General features: G+C 59.8%; 17 protein-coding genes. 9 read left to right on the plus strand and 8 right to left on the minus strand.

Annotation, left to right across the window (positions count from 1 at the left end; translation table 11 throughout):
• Window positions 1–23: 23 nt before the first annotated feature.
• Genes IPM54_29345 through IPM54_29360 form a run of 4 tightly spaced genes read left to right on the plus strand, consistent with a single transcriptional unit; the run spans window position 24 to window position 2,928 of the window.
• Complete coding sequence (locus IPM54_29345) at window positions 24–668, plus strand: DUF3540 domain-containing protein (protein ID MBK9263896.1); 645 nt, start codon at window positions 24–26, stop codon at window positions 666–668.
• 12 nt (window positions 669–680) lie between these two features.
• Complete coding sequence (locus IPM54_29350) at window positions 681–1,082, plus strand: DUF4150 domain-containing protein (GenBank protein ID MBK9263897.1); 402 nt, start codon at window positions 681–683, stop codon at window positions 1,080–1,082.
• Between the two features lie 25 nt (window positions 1,083–1,107).
• The gene (locus IPM54_29355; protein ID MBK9263898.1) at window positions 1,108–2,607 is read left to right on the plus strand and encodes a DUF2169 domain-containing protein; all 1,500 of its coding nucleotides are present in this window, start codon (window positions 1,108–1,110) and stop codon (window positions 2,605–2,607) included.
• A gap of 45 nt (window positions 2,608–2,652) precedes the next feature.
• Entirely contained in the window at window positions 2,653–2,928 is a 276-nt protein-coding gene (locus IPM54_29360; GenBank protein ID MBK9263899.1) for a hypothetical protein, read from the plus strand.
• 40 nt (window positions 2,929–2,968) lie between these two features.
• On the opposite strand, the gene IPM54_29365 is transcribed toward IPM54_29360, so the two are convergent.
• From IPM54_29365 to IPM54_29390, 6 genes are all read right to left on the minus strand, one after another.
• Window positions 2,969–3,205 (minus strand): hypothetical protein, encoded by a 237-nt coding sequence (locus tag IPM54_29365; GenBank protein MBK9263900.1) that lies wholly within the window; start codon window positions 3,203–3,205, stop codon window positions 2,969–2,971.
• A 33-nt stretch (window positions 3,206–3,238) separates the two neighbouring features.
• The gene (gene mutS, locus IPM54_29370) at window positions 3,239–5,842 is read right to left on the minus strand and encodes a DNA mismatch repair protein MutS (GenBank protein MBK9263901.1); all 2,604 of its coding nucleotides are present in this window, start codon (window positions 5,840–5,842) and stop codon (window positions 3,239–3,241) included.
• Between the two features lie 197 nt (window positions 5,843–6,039).
• Window positions 6,040–9,147: a hypothetical protein gene (locus IPM54_29375; protein ID MBK9263902.1), complete on the minus strand. Its 3,108-nt coding sequence runs from the start codon at window positions 9,145–9,147 to the stop codon at window positions 6,040–6,042.
• A complete protein-coding gene (locus IPM54_29380; GenBank protein ID MBK9263903.1) occupies window positions 9,144–10,859 on the minus strand; it encodes a hypothetical protein in 1,716 nt (571 codons plus the stop codon). The genes IPM54_29375 and IPM54_29380 overlap by 4 nt, the downstream gene beginning before the upstream one ends.
• A gap of 58 nt (window positions 10,860–10,917) precedes the next feature.
• A complete protein-coding gene (locus IPM54_29385; protein MBK9263904.1) occupies window positions 10,918–11,634 on the minus strand; it encodes a DUF2490 domain-containing protein in 717 nt (238 codons plus the stop codon).
• A gap of 45 nt (window positions 11,635–11,679) precedes the next feature.
• On the minus strand, window positions 11,680–12,660 hold the full coding sequence (locus IPM54_29390; GenBank protein ID MBK9263905.1) for a YihY/virulence factor BrkB family protein: 981 nt from the start codon (window positions 12,658–12,660) through the stop codon (window positions 11,680–11,682).
• Between the two features lie 126 nt (window positions 12,661–12,786).
• On the opposite strand from IPM54_29390, the gene IPM54_29395 reads away from it, so the two are divergent.
• A complete protein-coding gene (locus tag IPM54_29395) occupies window positions 12,787–13,569 on the plus strand; it encodes a hypothetical protein (protein ID MBK9263906.1) in 783 nt (260 codons plus the stop codon).
• A 38-nt stretch (window positions 13,570–13,607) separates the two neighbouring features.
• Window positions 13,608–14,582 (plus strand): quinone oxidoreductase, encoded by a 975-nt coding sequence (locus IPM54_29400; protein ID MBK9263907.1) that lies wholly within the window; start codon window positions 13,608–13,610, stop codon window positions 14,580–14,582.
• Between the two features lie 3 nt (window positions 14,583–14,585).
• On the opposite strand, the gene IPM54_29405 is transcribed toward IPM54_29400, so the two are convergent.
• Window positions 14,586–15,770, minus strand: coding sequence for an FAD-dependent oxidoreductase (locus IPM54_29405; GenBank protein MBK9263908.1), 1,185 nt, complete (start codon window positions 15,768–15,770; stop codon window positions 14,586–14,588).
• A 15-nt stretch (window positions 15,771–15,785) separates the two neighbouring features.
• Entirely contained in the window at window positions 15,786–16,040 is a 255-nt protein-coding gene (locus tag IPM54_29410; protein ID MBK9263909.1) for a hypothetical protein, read from the minus strand.
• Between the two features lie 296 nt (window positions 16,041–16,336).
• On the opposite strand from IPM54_29410, the gene IPM54_29415 reads away from it, so the two are divergent.
• Genes IPM54_29415 through IPM54_29425 form a run of 3 tightly spaced genes read left to right on the plus strand, consistent with a single transcriptional unit; the run spans window position 16,337 to window position 20,321 of the window.
• Window positions 16,337–18,373, plus strand: a complete 2,037-nt coding sequence (locus tag IPM54_29415) for an SUMF1/EgtB/PvdO family nonheme iron enzyme (GenBank protein MBK9263910.1) — start codon at window positions 16,337–16,339, stop codon at window positions 18,371–18,373.
• Window positions 18,370–19,443 carry a hypothetical protein gene (locus tag IPM54_29420; GenBank protein ID MBK9263911.1) on the plus strand — a complete coding sequence of 358 codons (1,074 nt, stop codon included), beginning with the start codon at window positions 18,370–18,372 and terminating at the stop codon, window positions 19,441–19,443. Before IPM54_29415 ends, IPM54_29420 begins: the two co-directional genes overlap by 4 nt.
• Before the next feature lie 47 nt (window positions 19,444–19,490).
• Window positions 19,491–20,321, plus strand: a complete 831-nt coding sequence (locus tag IPM54_29425; protein MBK9263912.1) for a hypothetical protein — start codon at window positions 19,491–19,493, stop codon at window positions 20,319–20,321.
• Window positions 20,322–20,467 lie beyond the last annotated feature (146 nt).

The following is a 20,467-nucleotide window of genomic DNA, read 5'->3' on the forward strand; positions in this document are numbered from 1 at the left end:
CTTGGGCCAGGAGGCACGACGAAATGCTCGCACGTAAGCTGAATCGGCAAGAGGTGACCATTGATGAGGGCACCGTCGTCAAAACGAAGGATGGGTCGCTCGACGTGGTCGTCGATGGGACCCATTATGCCGCGAAGCGAGCGCGAAGCTGCCTGGTCGCTCCGCGCGCTGGTGACGCAGTGCTCGTCGCATTCGGTCATGGCGGGCGCTGCTTCGTCCTCGCCGTGCTCGATGGCGACGACGCCGGGGCCACGAAACTCGAAGTCGACGGCGACCTCGAATTGCACCTTGGTACGGGAAAACTCGACGTGAAGGCCGCTCGCGGCGTGACGTTTTCCTCGGGCAGCGAATTGAACCTCGTCGGCAAATCGCTCAGCGTGAGCGCGCTGGAAGGCACGATTTTCGTGGAAAAGCTCGAGCATTTGGGGAGCCGATTCAAAGCGGAAGTGGAGGCCATCCACATGGTCGGCACGGTTTGTGATTCATTCTTCGAGCGCGTATCGCAGCGCGTTCAGCGGTCGTACCGCGTGGTCGAAGACATCGATCAGGTCAAAGCACAAAAATTGGATTATGCCGCCGAATCCACGATGGCCCTGCGCGCCAAACACGCTGTCGTGCATGCGGAAGAAATCGTCAAGGTCGACGCAAATCAGGTTCAATTGGGCTAACGAGGCAATACCATGTTCGGAAATTCGCAAATGGGCGGGCTCAATGTCGGTTTTCCCGATGTGTGCCTCACGCCGGCGCCACCTGCCCCGGCACCCATCCCCATTCCTTATCCCAACATGTCCCTGGGACCGCTCGGCGTACCCTTCGTTCCGACGGTCCTTTATGGCGGCACACCGGCGCATAACCTCGCGACGATGATTCCCATTAGCATGGGCGACAATCCCGGCATTGCAACGGGCGTCGCCTCGGGCACCGTCATGGGGCCGACGCGAAGCGTGACGTGTGCGGCAACCGTGCTCGTCGGGGGACTTCCCGCCACGCGCTTGACGACGGTCAACGTCCAAAACAGCACGAATGCACCGGGAATGCGCATCGTCCCGAGTCAAGTGCGCGTCTTGGTGCTCGCCCCGTGATGCCCGATCCGCCGTGGAGGTTGTCATGACAAGCGCCAATTCGTCGTGCCCTCTGCGCGTAACATCCGTCGTCTGGCAACCGGCCGACGGTATGTTCATGCTCGCCGTCATTTGCAAAGCCACTTTTTCACTGGAAATCGACGAATCTCCGCTCGCCGAGGACCAGGATGACGTCGTTCAAAACGACGAATATTGGAACGAAGATGAACATGCGAGTTTGAGCGACGCGTGTGATCTCGTTCCTTTCAAGCGTGGTGTGGATGTGATCCTCGTTGGTCATGCGTACGCGCCACGAGTTTTGTCGGAATTGCCATTTTGCGCGCGGCTTTCGATTGGTACGTCCATCGACAAGGCAATCGAGATCCACGGTGAAAGGCATTGGTCGAAAGACGACGAATTGGTCGAACAGCCGTGCCCGCGCCGAATGCCATTGCGATGGGAACGCGCCACCGGAGGTCCCGGAACGACCAATCCCGTGGGCGTACCTCATGTCGCGCTCGCCGAAAAAGGACAAACGCGAAAACTACCGAATCTAGAGCCCCCACGAACGCGATTGGCACGACCAACCGACGTGATTCCACCGATTGGGTTTGGTCCAATTGCACCGTCTTGGCCCGAGCGAAAATCAAAAATTGACACAAAAGCTGGCGAATGGGATCACCGGCGCTGGTTCGACAAACCCTTGGCGCCCTACGTCGATGCGTCGTTCTTCAATGCCGCGCCATTGGATCAGCGGCTCGATACGTTCGTCGGCGATGAACGAATCGTGCTCGAAAACCTTCACCCCGAATTCCCTCGTTTTTCCACACACCTGGCGCCCATTCGACCACGAGCCGAAGTTCACAAGTCTAGCAATGCAACATTTACGGTGGATTTGCGTTGCGATACGCTCTGCATCGATACGGATCGTCTCGTATGCACATTGACCTGGCGTGGTTCGGTGCCGCTCGCGCACGCAACGGAATCAGCGCGCGTGGAAGTCACCATCGACAGCGGCCCCCGAGCAGAAACCGGCATGGCGAATTCCACCGTCATGCTCGATTGGGAGGACCATCACGCGAGCGCTGCGGCTCCTGCATTGCCATTTGCAGGCGTGAAAACACATGCGCGGCCACCATTCGATGCCGCCGCGTTTCCCATTGAACGTTTTGCCGCAATCTCCGCAGAGCTCAATGAGGGACGAGCACCACGACACCACGTCCTCGAAGCGCATCGGCTTGGCGAAGATGATTGGAAAACCATCGAAGCATTTTGGATGCAAAAGCTCGATGAGGAAGCTGCTTTGGGAAAACACGCGCTCCGAGCGATGAACGACCAGGCGTACATTGCCGCGGTCGAGGTTTTTCGCGGGCCCATTACGCCGGCAGAGGTGGCGAGCATCGTGGCGTCGCTCGAGCGAGGGGAGGCGTATCAAACGCTGGACGAGCTGAACATTCAGCAGCCGGCGCTCATGCCCATCTTGCGGTCGTGGACGCGAAAGCCGGCCAGAGATCTCGTCATTGTATCGGCGCCAAAAGGAACGTGAGCGCGACACTTGCCCGAGCGCCGTGTCGACTCGAGATCCCCGCGCATGGCCGATAAGACCAGGGGCGAAGGCACCGCGAAGACTGTTACCGAACAGCACATGCAATCGGGCGAGCAGCCTGCTCGAAGACAAGCGCTCATACCAACGCGCACAGGCGACATTGCCGAAGGAGACAATGTACCGGGCGCATTCAGCGACGATGCTGCTGGCGGACGAGCTCCGGATGAACCTACATTCACACAAACACCGGGCGGACAAACCCAACCCAGGTCCGTTCCATACGATCGCGCTCATCCTCGCGGTCGCGGCGGACGCGGATGAAGGCAATGGTCATCGAATCAGGTTTGTCCCGGAATGCCAATCAGCCTGCGCCGCCCTCGTCGAGCGACGTGCCCTTTTCCTCGGGCAAGAGTTCTTCCTTGTATAACGGCGTTTCCGAAATCCGTTGGAATTTGCTCTCGTCACAACCGCACCGCTCAACTGATGGCTCGACACTGCCCTGCTCTCCGACGACATTCTCCATGACGTCGCCATAACCAGGTGCGCTTCCGAGCGGCGGATCGCCATCGATCAGGGGCCGTTCTTGATCTCGTAGCATTCTCGTTCGTCGAGCAAAACCAATGCCAAGACATCACAAAGCCGAATCGATCGCCTTCAGCTTTGCCACGAATGTCAGCGCATCGAGCGGTGTCAGGCGTTCGATGTCGACCGCTCGTAACATGTCGAGCGCCGGGTTTGCCTTCGTTTCAGGAGCTTTCGACGGAGCGAACAAATCGAGCTGCACGCCGCCATTTTTGGTTCGTCCACGCATCGTCGCGTGATGTCCCGAAGGGAGCGCCGCGCCCGCTTCGAGCGTCGACAGGATGGCCTTCGCACGCGCGAGCACGGGCTCGGGCACGCCCGCAAGACGCGCCACCGCAATGCCGTAACTCCGGCTCGCCGGACCTCGCACGAGTTTGTGGAGAAAAACCACGTCGCCACCATGCTCGCGCGCAGATACCGACCAGTTCGCTATGCCCGGCCCTTGCTGCGCGATCTCCGTCAGCTCGTGGTAATGCGTCGCAAAAAGCGCCCGACATCTTACGGCGTCGTACAAGTGTTCGGCCACCGCCCACGCGATCGACAAACCATCGTACGTGCTCGTACCTCTGCCAATCTCATCCAAAATCACGAGCGATCTCGGCGTCGCATCGCGCAGGATCGCCGCCGTTTCGCGCATCTCCACCATGAACGTGCTTTCCCCGCGCGACACGTTGTCGCTCGCTCCAACGCGCGAAAGAATCCGATCCACAATCCCGATCTTCGCCGACTGCGCAGGGACGAAACTTCCCACTTGCGCGAGCACCGTGATGAGCGCGACCTGCCTCATCAACGTCGACTTGCCCGCCATGTTCGGCCCCGTCAGGAGCCACAACCGCTCGCCTGCAAGGTCGAGCGTCGTGTCGTTCGGGACAAACCTTCCCGCTGCCGATGCTCGCTCGACGACCGGATGACGCCCCCCTTCGATGACGAGCGCATCGCCTGCGTCCACTTCAGGTCGTACGTAGTCGTAACGATGCGCCACATCCGCGAGCGATGCCGCCACGTCCCACGCCGCAAGTATCCTCGACAAACGCTTGATTCGCTCCGCGTTTTCCGCGACGAGACGCACGAGCCCCTCGAAAATCGTCGTTTCCCGCTCGAGCATTCGTGACTCGGCGTGCTGCAGTTTGTCGGACAGATCGTCGAGTTTGTCGTTCGTATACCGCTCGGCACCCGCCACCGTTTGCTTGCGACGAAAATCCGGTGGAACCTTGCTCAAGTGCGACTTGGATACCTCGATGTACCAGCCAAACACGCGCGTGTAACGCACGCGCAAACCCGTCGCGCCCGTCTTCGCGCGCAGGTCCGCTTCGAACCGGTTCACCTCCTCCGCGCCGTCTTTCGCGAGCCGTCGCTGTTCGTCCAGCTCCACGTCGAACTCGTCCCGGACAAACTTACCATCGCGAGCGATCGTCGGGGGCCGTTCGACGAGCGCAGCTTCGAGCCGCTCTGCAACATCAGCGACCGGATCTACTTCACTGCCGAACAATTCCGCCGCATCGCTGCCCGCGATCGATCGCACTGCAGCCATCGCTGCCGGCGCTGCCAAAAGCCCCGTACGCAGCGCGCCAAGGTCCCGCGGCGTCGCTTCCTTCAGCACCGCGCGCACCGCAAGCCGCTCGATGTCCCCTACCCTCTCGAGCGCTTCACGAAGCTCCGCCCGTGCCCGCGGATTGCTCACGAACGCCTCCACTTCATCGAGACGCCGGCGAATCGACGCCACATCGAGCAGCGGCGCGACGAGCCTTCGACGCAAGAGCCTCGCACCTGCCGGCGTCACCGTTGCATCGACCGTATCGAGCAACGTGCCCTTCCTCGATCCTTCGACACCTCGCAAGATCTCCAAGTGAAGCTGCGCCGTCTCGTCGATGCGCATCGTCGACGCCGACTCGTGCACCGCGATTCGACGCACGGGCAGGTTTCCGCTCGGCATGCACTTGCGTGCAAACCGAAGCACTCGAGCTGCAGCACGAAGCGCTGCACGCGGGAGCCGTCCCGCAGATTCGGCTGCAAGCGGCTCGGCCACGGCGCCATCGATCGCACCTGCAACGTCGTCATCGGCGAGAGGTTCGTCCTCGCGTAACACTGCACGCGGCGCCGCGAGCGAAATCGCGCTTCGAACCACGGCATCCATCGGCGCTCCCCAGAGCAGCTCACGCGGATCGCAACGAGCAAGCTCGGCGAGGATCGATGCAAGATCGGTCATCGCTCCTGCAGAAAGCTCGCCCGTCGAAAGATCGAGCAGCGCAATGGCAAGCTCCGATCGCGTCGTCGCATCTTGATCGACAGCGAGCAGCCAATGGTTTGTCCGTGCATCGAGCTGTTCGGTATCGGTCACGAGCCCCGGCGTGATCACGCGGACCACTTGTCGCGGCACGATCCCTTTGCACTTCGACGGATCGGCCATTTGCTCGCAAATGGCCACTTTGTGCCCCATCGCGAGCAGACGCGCGATGTATCCATGTGCCGCGTGAACCGGGACGCCCGCCATCGGAGGTTCCGTGGGATCCTCCTTGTTGCGGCTCGTCAGGGCCAGGTCCAGCGAGCGCGCACAGACGACCGCGTCCTCGCCAAACATCTCGTAGAAATCACCCATCCGGAAAAACAGAATTGCGTCCGGATGTCCTGCTTTCGCTTCTTCGTGCTGCCGCATCACGGGCGTCAGCTTCTTCGGCTTCGCTTGCACGGCCGACACGTACCACAGTTTTTGTGATGTGTATGTGCCAGGGCAAACCCGGTGAATGTTTTCGAAGCAGAGCCCGATTGGAGCTTGCGCGCGTGCGCGACGCGGGCTACGCGATGCTCGATAGTGCCCGCGTGCGCATCAAGGGCCGAAACGTTTGCTTGGAATCAGAAATAACGACGCGTGACGTCGAGGCGCCCTGCATTGAGCAGGATGATGCCTTCGAGCGATCCGTCGGTAATGACGACCTCACCCGTGGGCGGGACAAACCCGATGGCTTGCGGCTGGATTTCGGTCGTCGCCGTTGCGAGATTCACGAGCAGCGGCCGGAACTGGCCCTGCGTGTTGAACTGGAAAAACGTTCCACGTTCGGGCGCATTGTCCGCAAGCTTCAATAGGCCCTCGGGAGTGAGTTTTCTTTCCCCGTTCTCGATGACGATGTTTCCTTGCGCGTCGCGCACGTAATCGGTCGACAGGACCGGATTCGAGTCGAACGAATTGCCGTCAACCGGGTCGTTGATGACGAACCGGAAAAACGTATTGGTGAATGCACGCGGATCATCATCTGTGATGATGGTGCCATGCGGCAACGAACGTACGCGACCGTTTTTCCTGGCGTCACGCGGATCGCATGAATTGCGACACGCTCCAACGGCCCGATCGTTCGTCGAGCTCTCCATCGTCGTCGGAACTACGTGATGCATGAATCCAGCGCTCGTGCCAATCACCGCCCATTGGTGCCCCACGCGCACGCTGAAGCTGACGAGCGTCGGGAAGCAGCAATCGACGATATCCGATACGGGAATTGCTGTCGAGGGATCGGATAGGTCCGCGACGAACCCTTCGGGCATTGCAAGTTCGACATGATCTTGATATGCCTCGATGATTTTCATGTCGCGTGAGGTTTTTGGAATCTCGATGGGCCCGAACGCAGCTTTGCACTGGTCGAAAGAACAAACGCCTTTCGCAGTCGTCGTCCAATGGGCATCGTTCTCCGCCGGCGTGGACGACGCAATTTGTACGTAATCGGCAAGCTCCAGCGCCTGCGCTTCGGCCTCGGCTTCCGTGAGCATCGGGTTTTCCGCGAGCAGCATTTCTTTGAATGCTTTTTGCCCGAGCACGCCCTGATCACAGAATCGACTCGATGCATCCGTAAGCGCCGCGGGCACGCTCATCGTATCGAGCTTTGCTGCTTTACCGACAAATCCTGGGAGAGCCCCTTCGTAAATGACGGAAAACGATTGGTCCCTCGTGTGAGCGCGCGGATCTTCCAAATTCGCGGCCAGGGTATGCTCTGACTCGTCGTCACTCGTCACGAGCCCCGTTTTGGTATCGATGGCCCAAACGCTGGTTCCGGCGGCAAGCGTGAACTGCTCCGGCTTGATTTCGGGCTTGGGCAGAGTTGCGCGCATGACCACGCCATCGGGATCGAAATTCGCTTGTACTGCTCCCTGGTTGGTATAAAGCGTGGGGAAATTCTGGACACCAGGCTGATTTTGCCCTGTTTTTTCCGCCGAACGCATGTAATTGGCCGAGCGCGGCGTATGCGGCGTAACCACGTTGCAGGATGCTTCGCCCGAGCTCTCCCAAAATTCTTCCACGCCAATCACGCTCGATGGACAACCATTCAAGTGCGACGGGACCCTCGGCATACGACAAGCGGCATCGTAATCGTCGATGTCGACCATGGCAATTTGCCCCGTCGAAAGGACCAAGTACGCGAATGCTCCGCGCATACGCGTCGGCCCCGCGCCTCGGTCGAAGTTGGCGCTCGTGCGATACAGCGTTTCGGGGTCGCACGAGATAGATTCGGCGGTGCATACCGTCAAGTCCGGATCGGGATCGCACCGAATACCCTCCGCGGCAATGTCCGTCGCGGGAATGGGTTGCGGATTGTCGCGTTCGATGAGCACCAAGTCTTGCACGGGCACGCCGAAATCGATGCGATCCGGCGGCTGAAATGGCGTCCATTCCGTGTGCGGCCGCGAAATGGGGCGCCGCGACGTCGATGCTTGACCGACATCGAAGACCATCAGGCTTCCATCGTAATCGTCGACCGCGTACACGAATCGTTCGAGCGTCGAAGCGAGCGTTCCCGATACCGCAAGGGCATTCGTCGTCACGATTCGGGTCGGATTCTCCATCGAGGAAGGCAAAAGCGGCTCGCGTTCAATCGGTTCGCAAGGCGTCTTCATGTCGAGCACGTGAATGACCGGCGCCTTCAGATCCGCCACGAAGAGTTTGTCCTCGGTCCGGGCCATACCCGCCGGACGGGATTCGAATTCGACTTGCGGAGCCGGTGGCGGCACCGATTTGTCCACGCACGCAGGCCCCCCGGTGCCCGCAGGCGGAGGGCTCGTCACGGGCACGTCCACGGCAAGCGGCACCCAACGGTCGATGGGACACGCTTTCCACGAGCCCGGCGGGTGCTTGTACACGGGGCCGTTTTCGTCTTCGAGCGGTTTGCCATTGGCATCACGCTCCACGTCGAACAGCGTCTGCGCGTCGATCACCGCAATGGCCCCGAGCTCGGGGATTGTCGTGACAATCTTGGGTCGTCCGAGCGTTTTGTCGGTCACGTCGACGAAGTATTTGCCTTTGCTGTCCTTTTCGGGTTCTCGAATGGATTCGTAGCTACCGTCGCAGCTCGCGCGCAGTTTGCCGTCCTCGGGTGGATCTTCGACGATGAGCATGGTCCCGGGCGCTCCGGGCAGCGCACAAGCGGGCCAATCCGAAAGCGTTTTCGGTGCGCAATCCGCGCAGGGCCGGATGTCCGTCGATGGTATGGCGAAAATGCCCTGACGCCCGATCTCCGCCACGCCAACGAACGTCGCATCGCCGTCACTCGTGCTCACGATGTCGACGGGCTGCGCCGCAATGGGCAAAAAGTTCGCGCCGGGCACGCGTGGATTCTGATCGAGCACCGCATTCGCCTTGGTGCTCATGTCGATCACGGCCACTTCCCCGCGCGTCGTCTGCGTAAGCAGCGCGTAAAGATGCGGCTGCGTCGTTTCCCCGCCGAAGACGCCATAATCGTTCGGCGACTCGAACCTCACCGAATTGCATCTTTCGAGCGGCAAACCTGCAGAAGGAATGGTCCCCGGAGCTGCCAGGCAAACGAAGGAAATGCGGCCGGAATGCTCGAGCGACCGCAATGACGTCGCCACGGATTGTTGCGTACAACCATCCGTCACCAAAAGGGCCAGCGGCGTCCCCAGAGCAATCAGAGCGACTTTCCCAATGGCTCCGCGAATCGAGCGTCTCGACAAACTCATTGCGACCCCTTCGGCGGCACCGGCTGGCCCAGTGTCATGTATATCGAACCAAATGTGGCACGGTTGTTCATGTCGAGATCCACGACTCCCACGTAGGAATCGGTGAAATGCGAGACGTACATCGTCGCGTACGGGTGCATTTTTCCGTCGCTCCCCATTTCCTCGCCGCTATCGAATGCAATCGCATGCGGGCCGCGCCCCGTTCGAATGATTGCATCGACTCGCCTCGCTTCCGGATCGTATGAAAACACGAACCGAGAATCGAACGTCACCGCAAATACGCGGCGCGACAAGCGTCCCTGCGTGTCCACCACATGCCCGATCTCGATACGCGAAGCGCCGAATGCGAGGGGCACGGAGTCGTGGAACGACGGCAATTCGTATGCCCCCGTGACTTCCACACCATTTGGCCCCGCACCTTCCGCAAACTTCGTTTCGACGCGCCCAATCACGAGCGCTGCAGGCGCTCGGTTTGCCATGTACACGCCGAGCGGGTGCGTTTCGGCGCATGCCCGCAAACACGCATTCCGATCCGCCTCGCCGCATGCATCTTCGCAGGCGCGCCTTGCTGCACCGTCGACGGCCACGCCGCGTGAATCCGTCGCGCTTGCGGTCGTGGCGACTCCCGACGCCGCACCACGCGTCAAAAACGGACGCGCCCCGCCATCGTCTTCATATCGAAGCAACGTGAATTCGGGAGCAGCTCGGTACGATACGACAAACCCCGGTGTATAGTCGATCCCGTTCTCCTCGATGATGCGGGGAATCGGTAAAGAAGCGATGTCCGTCGGCCCGATGGACAAACCCGTCATGTAGTACGCGAGCATTGGCGTGCTGTCCCATCGGTTCACGATCAAGCTCACCGTCGCGTCGGACTGATGCGCCACGACGATCGACTCACCGCGATCATCCACGTCGATGCCAACCGGCTCGACCGGCAACGTCAGTCCGCGCGGGTTCTTGGACGGATCCTTACCCACGAGGTAGCTCGAAGAACAACGTTCGCCGTTTGTCGCGGCACCACAGCTCAGACACGCCGCAGGATCGTCGGGATTGCCGCACGGCGACGTGCGTTCGAGCGGCATCGCGGGCGATCCGCACGACACGTCACGATCATCGGTCACGTCGAAGTACGTCACCGACGGGTCACCTCGCACGGGCACGAACAGGCGTGCACCACGGCCGCGGATGAGGCCCTTGTCCTTGTCGACGATCTCGCAAGGATTGGTCAGCGCAAGCGTCGCCCCCGATGCGAACGCACCAATCGTGGCAACGGATTTCACGTACTGACCAAACGCCACCGGAGAGCACGGCCCTGGGTACAGCGTCGTGTTGTCGTTCGCCGTGAGCGCAGGCGATTGCGCCGCGCACGCATCCGCGGTCGCCCGCGGAGGCTGCATCGATGCGCCTTCGTTCAGCGCATCGCGCAAGGCTCGACCCTTCTCGCGGAGCGCCACGAGGTCGAGCGCCTGCACGGTTCCGCCGCTGTACTGCAGATCGAAGTCCGAGTTCACCACGTACAGGGTGGTTCGTCCTGGTGAAACCACGACCCCCGTCGGGTAGTAGAACTCGTCGAGCGGCGGGGGCACGCCTTCGGCGATCGTGAAGCAACCGGCAAGGCCCACGATGCTCGAGCCAACGAGCGCGATCGTCGCGGCGGCGTAGTGGTTTGCCGCGAATCGTACGCGGCCAAAGGTTCGATCGGACGACATTGCGCGCGCAGCCTAGTTTGACGCACACCTCCGAGCAAGGCGCTACGTGGGGAAATTTCTAGCGTACTTCGGAGACCGCGCCAGGCCGCGCAGGTCGGCGCTTCTTGGGCAGGGACGGCGCGTCGATGAACAGGTAAAAGTTCAGCACGCCGTCGTGCTGCCAACCCGATGCGTCTTCGCGGCTGCGAACCATGAAACCAACATCGAGGCGCACGTTCGGCCAAAGCTGCCTACCAATGCCGATGTTCGCACGGTTTTGGTTGAGCCCGAGGCCCGACAGGTCGACGAGCACTTCGTCCCAGACAAACGGGATCCATCGCCAATCTTGCGGCGCCAAGTTGATGCGCAATTGATTGCGGTAACGATATCGAGTTTCCTTTTCGCGCCACCGGATCTCGAATCGATTGCGATCATTCCACGTGAACACGCCCAGGCGCCCAAACAAATTCGGCTCGACCTCGAAACGAGCTTCTTGGTCGAAAACGCCCGAAGGCAATTTGTCGGCATAAATCGTTCCGTGCAGGCCGACGAACAGAAAGTCCGTCAAGTAAAACAATGGACCGACGCGTAAGAACGATTGCGCGAGTCCGTCCGATCGACGGTTCATGCGCACGTCGGCGAACGTGCGGAAATCGATGCGGGGAAAACCCGGTTTTTCCGTACGCACGATGGGCGTACGGTTTTCCAACCAAACCCATGCTTCTTCATCGGCAAGCGCCGACGTAGGCCATGCGAGTATAGCGAGAGGAATGGCAAGCCGTGCCGCGGACTTCATGAGCCTGACCGAACCACGTGCACGCGGACTGGTCAAGTAACTGGTTCAATTTCGTAAGGTTTTCTCTTCACGCGCCCTGGCATACGCCTCGAGCAACGCATTGACTTCGGCCCCCACGAGCACCACGACACCGCCGACATAGAGCCAAAGTAGCAAGATGATGGCCGCCCCCAAGCTTCCATACGTCGCTTCGTACGAACCAAAATTTTCGACGTACACTCGAAACCCCAGCGACGATGCAATGAAAAGTACCGTGGCAAGAATACCGCCAGGCGTGATGAGCCGAAAACGTTGCTTTACATTGGGCCCGAAGTAATAAAGAAGCGCAAGCGCACCAAACATCAGCACGAGAATGATCGCCCATCGCAATGCGGTGAAAAGCCATACCGTCACCGAGTTTTCCCCGATGATTCGCTCGAGGTGCTCGTGAAGGATGCCACCCACGATGAGGAGCGTGAATGCGGTTACGACCAGCGTCCCCACGGCCATGACGAGCAATAGCGCAATGCCGCGTCTCTTCCAATAAGGCCGGGTCTCTTGCACATCATAGGTCGTGCCAATACGCTGCATCATTGCCTGCAGTCCGGTCGATGCAGCCCACAACGTTCCGAGCACGCCGAATGACAAAAGCCCCCCCCGAGGCTCCGATACGACACTCCTGACCGTCGATGTGAACAGTTCTGCAGCTTGATCCGGCATCGCGCGAGACATCGAATTCAGGATCATCTGGTCGAGATTCGGAATGGGCAAATACGGCAGCAAGCTCAAGAGCAAAATGGCTGCTGGAAAAATGGCGAGCATCGAGAAGTAAGCGAGCACGGCGGCGCTATCGGTCACTTGGTCTTTTTTTATTTCCGCCGCGAGATCCTTCAAAAAACGCTTCGCGCCCACGCCTGGACGCACCAAACGCGAAAACGGGATTGCCGGAGGCAGCTCGTCCCGCCGCTTGTTTCTTCGCGGGGCCTTTCGATCACCGCCGAGCCTGTCACCACCCACGTGCACATGTCGTTCCGTCCGCGCCACCATGCCCTCCACACAAGCAAACCGGGTGCCTTTGGATCCATCGTCCGGAGAAACTTCTTGTATTCGGCGGAAAACCGGTGTACGTGGAGCCTAAGGTCGGGCCGCCTGCCCGGCGGGAGTCTGTCGCACATGAAGGCATATGTCAAAACGTTTGGGCTTCTTGGAGCGTTCCTGCTCGCTACGGCTCTGCCAGCCTGCAAGGAAGAACCGCCGACCCCCGCGAAAATGCACCTCTCGGCCGGGGACAAACACTTCGTCGCCAAAGAATGGAAACAAGCGGCGGAAGAATACGGCAAGTCGCTCGAAGCCGATCCCAGCCAGGACAAGGTATGGGACAAAAAGGCGTATTGTCATCAGCAAGATGGCGACATGGAGGGGACGGTCGCGACGCTTGCGAAAATGGCGGAATCCAAAAAGGAGCCCGCCGACAAGGCCAAGATTCATCGAAGCATTGCGGCGCTGTGGATGCAAAAGCCCAACATGGAGAAAGCCGAGGCGAGCTTTCTCGAAGCGGTGAAGGCCCTCCCGACGGACGACGAATCGCTGTCGTGGCTCGGCGAAATCCACTCGCAACGCGGTGGTGCGCGCGACGGCAAAGCACCAGCGGTACCGGCAGAGCTCGACAAAGCATACGAATATTATGACAAAGTCGCGGCTTTGAAGCCGGACAAACCCGATGCGTACATCAATCAGCGCGTGATTCTGACCAAATACATGGGTCATTTCAAGAAGCTGAAAGAAGAAGCGGAAGCCGAAGCGAAGGCCAACGAAAAGGACAAAGACAAAGCTGCCGAAGCGACCGCTCGCGCCGAAAAAAACAAGGCGTCGATGGACGAATACCAAAAGAAAATGGAAGCCGTCACGGCTAAATTGGTCGAAGCGAACAAGAAAACGGCGGCCGCGAAGAAGTAGATCGCAACTCGCCACCAAGCTCGATTGACGAAACCACCATGCGTGCCATCCGCTTCCATTCCCTCGGCGGCCCCGAAGTTCTAAACGTCGAAGACGCACCCGAACCGCAGCTCAGGCCGGGCCAAGTCCTCGTCGACGTCCGCGCCGTGGGCCTCAATTACGCCGATACCATGTTCACTCGGGGCCACTACTTCGTGCAGCCCAAATTCCCCGCCATTCCGGGCATGGAAGCGGCCGGCATCGTCACGTCCGTAGCCGATGACGTCACGGATTTTCGTATTGGCGACCGCGTCATGGCGCTCGGAGCTTCCGCTTGTGCCGAACGCATGGTCGCCAATGCTCGAAGCGTTTTCCCCATTCCGGATGGTTTGTCCTTCGAGACCGCAGCCGCCTTGCCCGTCCAGGGCCTCACGGCATGCCACATCCTGACGCTATGCGGGCGCCTCGGGCGCGGTGAAAAAATACTGGTACACGCAGCCGCGGGAGGCGTCGGGACGCTCGCCGTGCAGCTCGCCAAGCGCATGGGGGCTTCATTCATCGTAGGCACCGTGGGCTCGCCGCAAAAGGCCGATCTCGTGCGTTCGCTGGGTGCGGATCTGGTCGTCGATTATCGACAAGACGACTTTGCAACGCGCATTCGTAGCGAAATCAAAGAAGGCGTCGATGTGGTCCTCGAAATGCTCGGCGGAACCGATTCGTATAAGCGAAGTTTGTCCTGCCTTGCGCCGCTCGGGAGAATGGTCGTATTTGGCGCTGCAAGCGGTGACAGACGCGGAACGCTCGAGCCGATTGGGCTCATGCACAAAAATCTTTCCGTGATTGGGTATTACATGACGCCGCTGCTCGAACGGCGCGACTTGTGCGCCCCGCCTCTCGCGGACCTCGCCAACGCAGTGAGCAAAGGGGAACTGCGCGTCATCATTGGGAAAACGTACGAGCTCGAAGAATGCGCGGAGGCGCATCGAGCCTTGGCGGGACGAACGAGCACGGGCAAACTCGTGCTTTTGGTCTAGGTTTTACCCTCGATGCCTGGCAGCCTCTTGGCCTTGTTCGGCGCCATGTCCTTTTGAACTGTCGCGGTATCGGAATTTTGCGAGGACTGGATTGTCCACGCCTTGCAATGCATCGGCCACGAGATCACCGATCACGGTTGCGAATTTGAATCCGTGTCCCGATCCACCGGCGGCCAGGACGAGCCCTTCCATTTCCGGATGGCGCGTGATCCAAAAATGTTCGTCGAAGCTATCGCCATACACGCACACGCGCGTGTGCACGATGGGCGCGTCCGACAAACTCGGAAACGTTTCCGCTAGAAATTCGCGCAGTGATTGCTCTTGTTCCGCCGTGACCTCGCGTTCCGACGAATCGGGATGCATGCCGCGGCCGATACCGTGATTGGCGATCTTCACGATCCCTTCGGCATTCGCGGGGAAACCATAATACCCCGTGCGAGAAATATCCGCGCCGAATACGGGAAACACTTCGGGACGATAAAGCGATGGATCGTTTGGACGCAGATGAAATACGGGTTGGCCGACCGTCGTCAGTGCCCCCGCGAGCGATGGTAAAAGATCGGTCGTCCATGATCCCGTGGCCAGTACGACATGATCCGCAGCAATGGTTTGTCCGGACGATAACACGACGCCCGCGACGCGTCCGCCACGCTCGCCGAGGCGCACGACTTTTTCGCCCAGGATCAATTGCACGCCGAGCGCGACGGCTTCGTCTACGAGCGCCAGGACGAAGTTGCTGCTTTCGACGTATCCGCCCAGTTCGTTGAAGTAACCGTCGACGTAATGGCCACGCCAAGCGGGAAAACGCTTTCGAATGGCCGCTTCGTCGAGCCTTTCGAGACGGTGCCCGCGGCGCGTGAGCATGGAAAAACTCTCGTACTCGAAGGTCCCATTTCCCATGGGGTTTCGCGAGACGAACATGACGCCGGTTTCGTGGAAGAGCGGCCGAGACGAACGCGCATTGTACTGGCGAAATCGCTCAATCGCTTGCTCCATGAGCATGGTATACATTTCATCTGCGCCGTAATCGGCTCGAACGACCTTGCTGATGTCGGTCGATTCGGCGAGAGAATGCGGCAGAGGCCCAGGATCGACGAGTGACACGCGATGTCCGCGCTTACGTAACGCGAGCGCTGACGAGACGCCAAAAATGCCTGCCCCGACGACGATGACGTGACTCGACTCCACCTGCATCGCCTTTTGTTATTTCTGCTTCTCTGTTTCCTGCGCTTTGGCAGATGCAGCAGCCGCGGCGGCTTTCGCATCTTCGTCGGCCACTTTTGCCGATGACGCCGCAACGGCCGCTTGAAACTTGGGCCGCACGTTGAGACGCATGCTCGTGCCAATGCCTGCGATGACCACGGCGATGGCGATGAAGACGACGACGAATACTTTGCCAGATATCGCGCGACCGTCGGTTACGGGGGCGTGTTCGGAAGGGTTTTTCGGAGTGTCCATGAGGTCTGGTCCGCGAGCATAGCGGCAAAAGAGCGCGGCCGCCATGTTCGAGATGCGACGATCGAACGGCTGGTCGATCACACCTTGGAACAGCCGTCAACAATTTTTGTTCACGAAACAGAAGCGGGACAAAAGCAGACAGATGCGCAAATTTTGCGGGCTAGCGTTCGTGTAAACCACCCACGAAATGTCCTCGATGCAACATCTACGCAAAGCTCCACGAGATGCTTGATTCGTTGATTCTCCGTTGTATCCTCGATGATCGACATGACAAGTGTGAATCGAGGAGAAACATCGTGAGCGAGATGGGCCTCGCGGCAGGAACCCTCATCGGTGATGATTTCGAGATCGTCCGGCCGCTTGCATCGGGCGGGATGGGTTCCGTGTTCGTCGCGCGGCAACGCAGCCTCAACATGTTGCGTGCCGTAAAAATCATGAACTTGGGTCTGACGGCGAATCCGGAGCTTCGCGAACGATTCGAGCGTGAAGCGCGCATCAGCGCGCTCATCGAGAGCGACCACGTGGTGCAAGTCATCCATGCGGGCATCGATCCGCGGCTTGGTTTGCCCTGGATTGCGATGGAGCTTCTCGATGGCGCGTCGCTCAACGACTACGTCGAGAAAAACACGCCGCTTTCGCACGAGACGATAGCGCTCATTTGGTCGCAGTTTTGCGCGGCCATCATCGCGGCTCAAAAGGCGGGCGTCGTTCATCGGGACATCAAGCCGGAAAATGTTTTTTTGGCGAAATCGCGCCTCGTTGGGGTGCCCTTCATCGTCAAGGTGCTCGATTTCGGCATTGCGAAAATCGTGTCGGACAATCACAACAACACGATTCAGGCCGGCTCGCCGCTCTACATGGCGCCCGAGCAAATGTCTCGTAATGCGACCATCGCCAATTGCACTGACGTGTGGGCGATGGGGCTCCTCGCGTTTTTCCTCTTCGTCGGCAAACATTATTGGAAATCGGCATACGACGAAAATGCGGGCACGGGGCAGATCTTCGTGGAAGTTTCGGGCGGACCCATTCCTGCCGCGTCGGTGAGGGCAGCGGAATATGGGCGAGCTTCGGCATTGCCTCCGGGCTTCGACGACTGGTTTTACCGCTGCGTCGTGCGTCAGCCCGAAGCGCGCTTCGTGGATGCAGCACAAGCCGCCAAGGGGCTGTCGGATTTGCTCGATCGCGAACGCGGACCCATGAAGAGCGTGCCGGACATATCGTCGACGGTGCCGGGATTGCCTGCCGAGGGCGCCATCCACAATCAAACGGTTCCGTACGACAAACCTGCCGCGGGTTCCAGCACCGTCAAGGATGCGCCCGCGGGAGCGACCGTGCGTACGGACGTGGGCGCATCGGTGACGGTAACGGGCAAGCCGCAATCGTCGAGCAAATTGGGGATTGCCATCGGTGCCGCCTTGGCCGTTGCGGCATTGATTGGCATCGCGGTCGTCGCGACGGGCAAGAAAGACGAGGACAGCTCGAAGGATCCACCGGTCATTGCAATTGGCAACGAGGCGACGAAGCCATCGGCCAATGCAGCGGCTCCCACGGCCGCGTCGCTCGTACCCGCAGACATGAAATTGCGCCCCGGCATGGTGGAATTGCCCGGAGCGTCGTTCGCGCTGGGAGAAGATCCCGGCAAGAGCGAAACGCTCGCTCCATTTTTCGTCGATTCGACGGAGGTGACGGTCGAGGCGTATCGCAAGTGCGTTGCAGCAGGCGCGTGTACGAAGGCGGCTTCGACGATCGAATGGGCCGGGGCGTCCGCGGCGACGCAGCAAGAATGGAGCAAACTCTGCAATAGCGGACAATCGAATCGGGAAAACCATCCGGTCAATTGCGTGACGTGGAATCAGGCCGCCGACTATTGCAAGTTCGCGGACAAACGCCTCCCGACGGATGCCGAGTGGGAATACGCCGCGCGCGGCTCGGAAGGTCGGGCATTCCCGTGGGGATCGAATCCGGTGACGGCGCAACACGCCAATTTGTGCGACAAGAAGTGCGCCGATTTCGCAAGCAAGCTCGGCATCAACTGGGCCGCATTCGATGGCGACGATGGCTACGAAGGTACGGCTCCGGTCGGCTCGTTCCCGACGGGCGCGACCTCCGCAGGCGTACAGGATCTGCACGGAAACGTGGCGGAATGGACGTCGACGGAGCTGTGCAAGACGGGCGGCGATTGCGGTGAATACGTCGTGCGTGGTGGCGGCTGCCAAACCGAACGCACGGAAAACGTCACCATGATGACGCGTGCGACCAAGAAAAACGATTTCAAGTCGATGAACATCGGTTTCCGTTGTGCAGTATCGGTTCAAGAAGCAACGAGGAAATGACAGTGGACAACGGCAAAAAGCACAAATTGTCAATTGCGATCCCATTGATTGCAATCTCGGCCCTCGCCGCCTGCGGCGGCGGCAGTACGCCTCCGCCCGTGGTGCCCAAAGGCCCAACGTCGACGCAAGTCTTCGAAGAATGCAGAGCTCAAGAAAGTTACGGAGACGCCGCGTCCTGCTGGAAGTATTTCGTCGCGGAGTTCGAGTCGGGCACGAACGTTCCCGCGGCCGAGCTGGAATATGCCCGGGCAAAATCCACGGAAGGCCCCAAGAAGCCCACGTGCGCGGCCGGCACGAGCTGGGACGGGAGCAAGTGCAAATCGCTATGCAGCGAAGACAATGGCGAAACGTGGGATAGCAGCCAAGGTCTGTGTTTGCGACGCATCGCGCTCCAATGCTTCCGATTCTTCCACCAGGAAGACGGCCATTGCGTGCCGGATGGTACATGCCCAGATGGCTGGCGCCGCGCAGCCGACGGCGGTTGCGAAGAAGCGCCCGTGAGCCCGTTCAAGCCTGGCGAGCGCGTCATTTCCATTGTCGAGCAGCAAGACAGCTCGAACAAGCTACGCGTCAAAAAGGGCGCCAAAGGTACATTTTGGGCCAGCGACGATTCTCTCGCATTCGTCATTTGGGACAGCTTCGTGGGTTTGTCCCCCGTCTATCCCGGTCCTGAAACGGGCGTTCCGCAAGGGAAAAACCAATACGCGTATTGGGTCGGCATGGACGAAATCATCAAAGACGGGGGCAGCGCCGACGATACGTCGCTCATTCCACAATGGTGCGGCCAATCCAGCGCGCATCTGAGCTACGGACGCATTCGCATGGGCACCATGGTCAAGCTCGGAAAGCACCGTCCCGTCGACGGCAATGCAAACTGGGGCAGCGACATGGAAGCATACGTCGGCAAAGTCGGCCGCGTGGTGAAAATGCCCGGCGTCGATGCCGCGGGTTGCCCCGTCGTTCGCGTCGATGTCGATCGTGAACAATTCGCTTGGCGTATTCGCGATTTGACCCTCGCGCCCGTCAGTCGCCCAACGCCCACTGGCCCGCAAACCGCGCCTCCGAAGTAACCGTTCGAGAAGACACGAGCCATTTGGAGTTTCAGGAGACGAAGACCATGTTGAATGTCCACCACAAGCTGCTCGCTTCCGCTCTTCTCGTCGCTTCTTCAGCCACCGTGCAGACGAGCATTGCGCAGGATGCGGCACCGGCACCGGCAACTGCAACGCCCCCCAAGCCTCTCGCATCCGTCGAGCGCTGCGTCGCCCAAGAGAAATATGGCGATGCGTGCACGTGCTGGATGTACCTCAAAGAAAAAGCCCCGCCGAAAGGCGCCGCTGAATTGGCTCTCACGGAAATGAAATCGTCCACGTGCGCCGCCAAAGCAAAGGAACCGGCTCCGGCAGCATCGCCAGGCATTACGTTTCCGAAGCGCACGGCGGAAGATGCAACGTGTTACGTGGGGGCCAAAATGAAAGGCGCTCCAAGCGAGATCCTCAGCGAGCTCACGGACAAATGCGGGGCTCCCACGGGCATGATTCCCATGACGCCCATCATTCAAGGATACCAACGCAAAGAGGACAAACCGGAGCTTTACCGCGTCATTCTCAGCGACAAGGAATGTTACCGGTTCTTGGCCATCGGCGACGGCGCCATTGAAAACATCGTCGCGAAAGTGCTCGATCCGGAGCTCAATGAAATCGCAGTCGACCTCGACGTGGACCGGGTCAAGGTGCTCGCCCCGAAACGGGCGATTTGTCCGAAAACGAGCGGCTTGCATGCGGTGTGGGTTTCGGTCGCATCAGGTCAGGGACGTTATGTGCTGCAAGGATTCCGGCGCCCCGCCAATGCACCTCCGCCGAGCGAAGGTGGCGATCCGAAGCGTCAAGCGCTGATTGATACGAGCGGCGGAGACGCGCCGGCTGCGCCGCTACTTTCGGTTCGGTAACCGTACCTCGCTTCGCGAGGCCAGTCACGATCCACCATACCCGTCAAATTCAATGGTTCGGGCAACCGCTCATTGGCACCTCGGTACACCGCTTGCGGCGTTTTGAAAAGTGCCAATCATCACTTGTCACTTCGAATCGCCCAAAG

The organism is Polyangiaceae bacterium (genome assembly GCA_016715885.1).
GTDB lineage: Bacteria > Myxococcota_A > Polyangia > Polyangiales > Polyangiaceae > Polyangium.

Excerpts from the sequence above, each read along its gene's own strand:
- IPM54_29395 (MBK9263906.1), top strand. The coding sequence starts at position 12,787 with ATGAAGGCATATGTCAAAACGTTTGGGCTTCTTGGAGCGTTCCTGCTC.
- IPM54_29425 (MBK9263912.1), top strand. The coding sequence starts at position 19,491 with ATGTTGAATGTCCACCACAAGCTGCTCGCTTCCGCTCTTCTCGTCGCT.
- IPM54_29400 (MBK9263907.1), top strand. The coding sequence starts at position 13,608 with ATGCGTGCCATCCGCTTCCATTCCCTCGGCGGCCCCGAAGTTCTAAAC.
- IPM54_29345 (MBK9263896.1), top strand. The coding sequence starts at position 24 with ATGCTCGCACGTAAGCTGAATCGGCAAGAGGTGACCATTGATGAGGGC.
- IPM54_29390 (MBK9263905.1), bottom strand. The coding sequence starts at position 12,660 with ATGGTGGCGCGGACGGAACGACATGTGCACGTGGGTGGTGACAGGCTC.
- IPM54_29350 (MBK9263897.1), top strand. The coding sequence starts at position 681 with ATGTTCGGAAATTCGCAAATGGGCGGGCTCAATGTCGGTTTTCCCGAT.
- mutS (MBK9263901.1), bottom strand. The coding sequence starts at position 5,842 with ATGCGGCAGCACGAAGAAGCGAAAGCAGGACATCCGGACGCAATTCTG.
- IPM54_29360 (MBK9263899.1), top strand. The coding sequence starts at position 2,653 with ATGGCCGATAAGACCAGGGGCGAAGGCACCGCGAAGACTGTTACCGAA.
- IPM54_29420 (MBK9263911.1), top strand. The coding sequence starts at position 18,370 with ATGACAGTGGACAACGGCAAAAAGCACAAATTGTCAATTGCGATCCCA.
- IPM54_29380 (MBK9263903.1), bottom strand. The coding sequence starts at position 10,859 with ATGTCGTCCGATCGAACCTTTGGCCGCGTACGATTCGCGGCAAACCAC.
- IPM54_29385 (MBK9263904.1), bottom strand. The coding sequence starts at position 11,634 with ATGAAGTCCGCGGCACGGCTTGCCATTCCTCTCGCTATACTCGCATGG.
- IPM54_29365 (MBK9263900.1), bottom strand. The coding sequence starts at position 3,205 with ATGCTACGAGATCAAGAACGGCCCCTGATCGATGGCGATCCGCCGCTC.
- IPM54_29355 (MBK9263898.1), top strand. The coding sequence starts at position 1,108 with ATGACAAGCGCCAATTCGTCGTGCCCTCTGCGCGTAACATCCGTCGTC.
- IPM54_29375 (MBK9263902.1), bottom strand. The coding sequence starts at position 9,147 with ATGAGTTTGTCGAGACGCTCGATTCGCGGAGCCATTGGGAAAGTCGCT.
- IPM54_29410 (MBK9263909.1), bottom strand. The coding sequence starts at position 16,040 with ATGGACACTCCGAAAAACCCTTCCGAACACGCCCCCGTAACCGACGGT.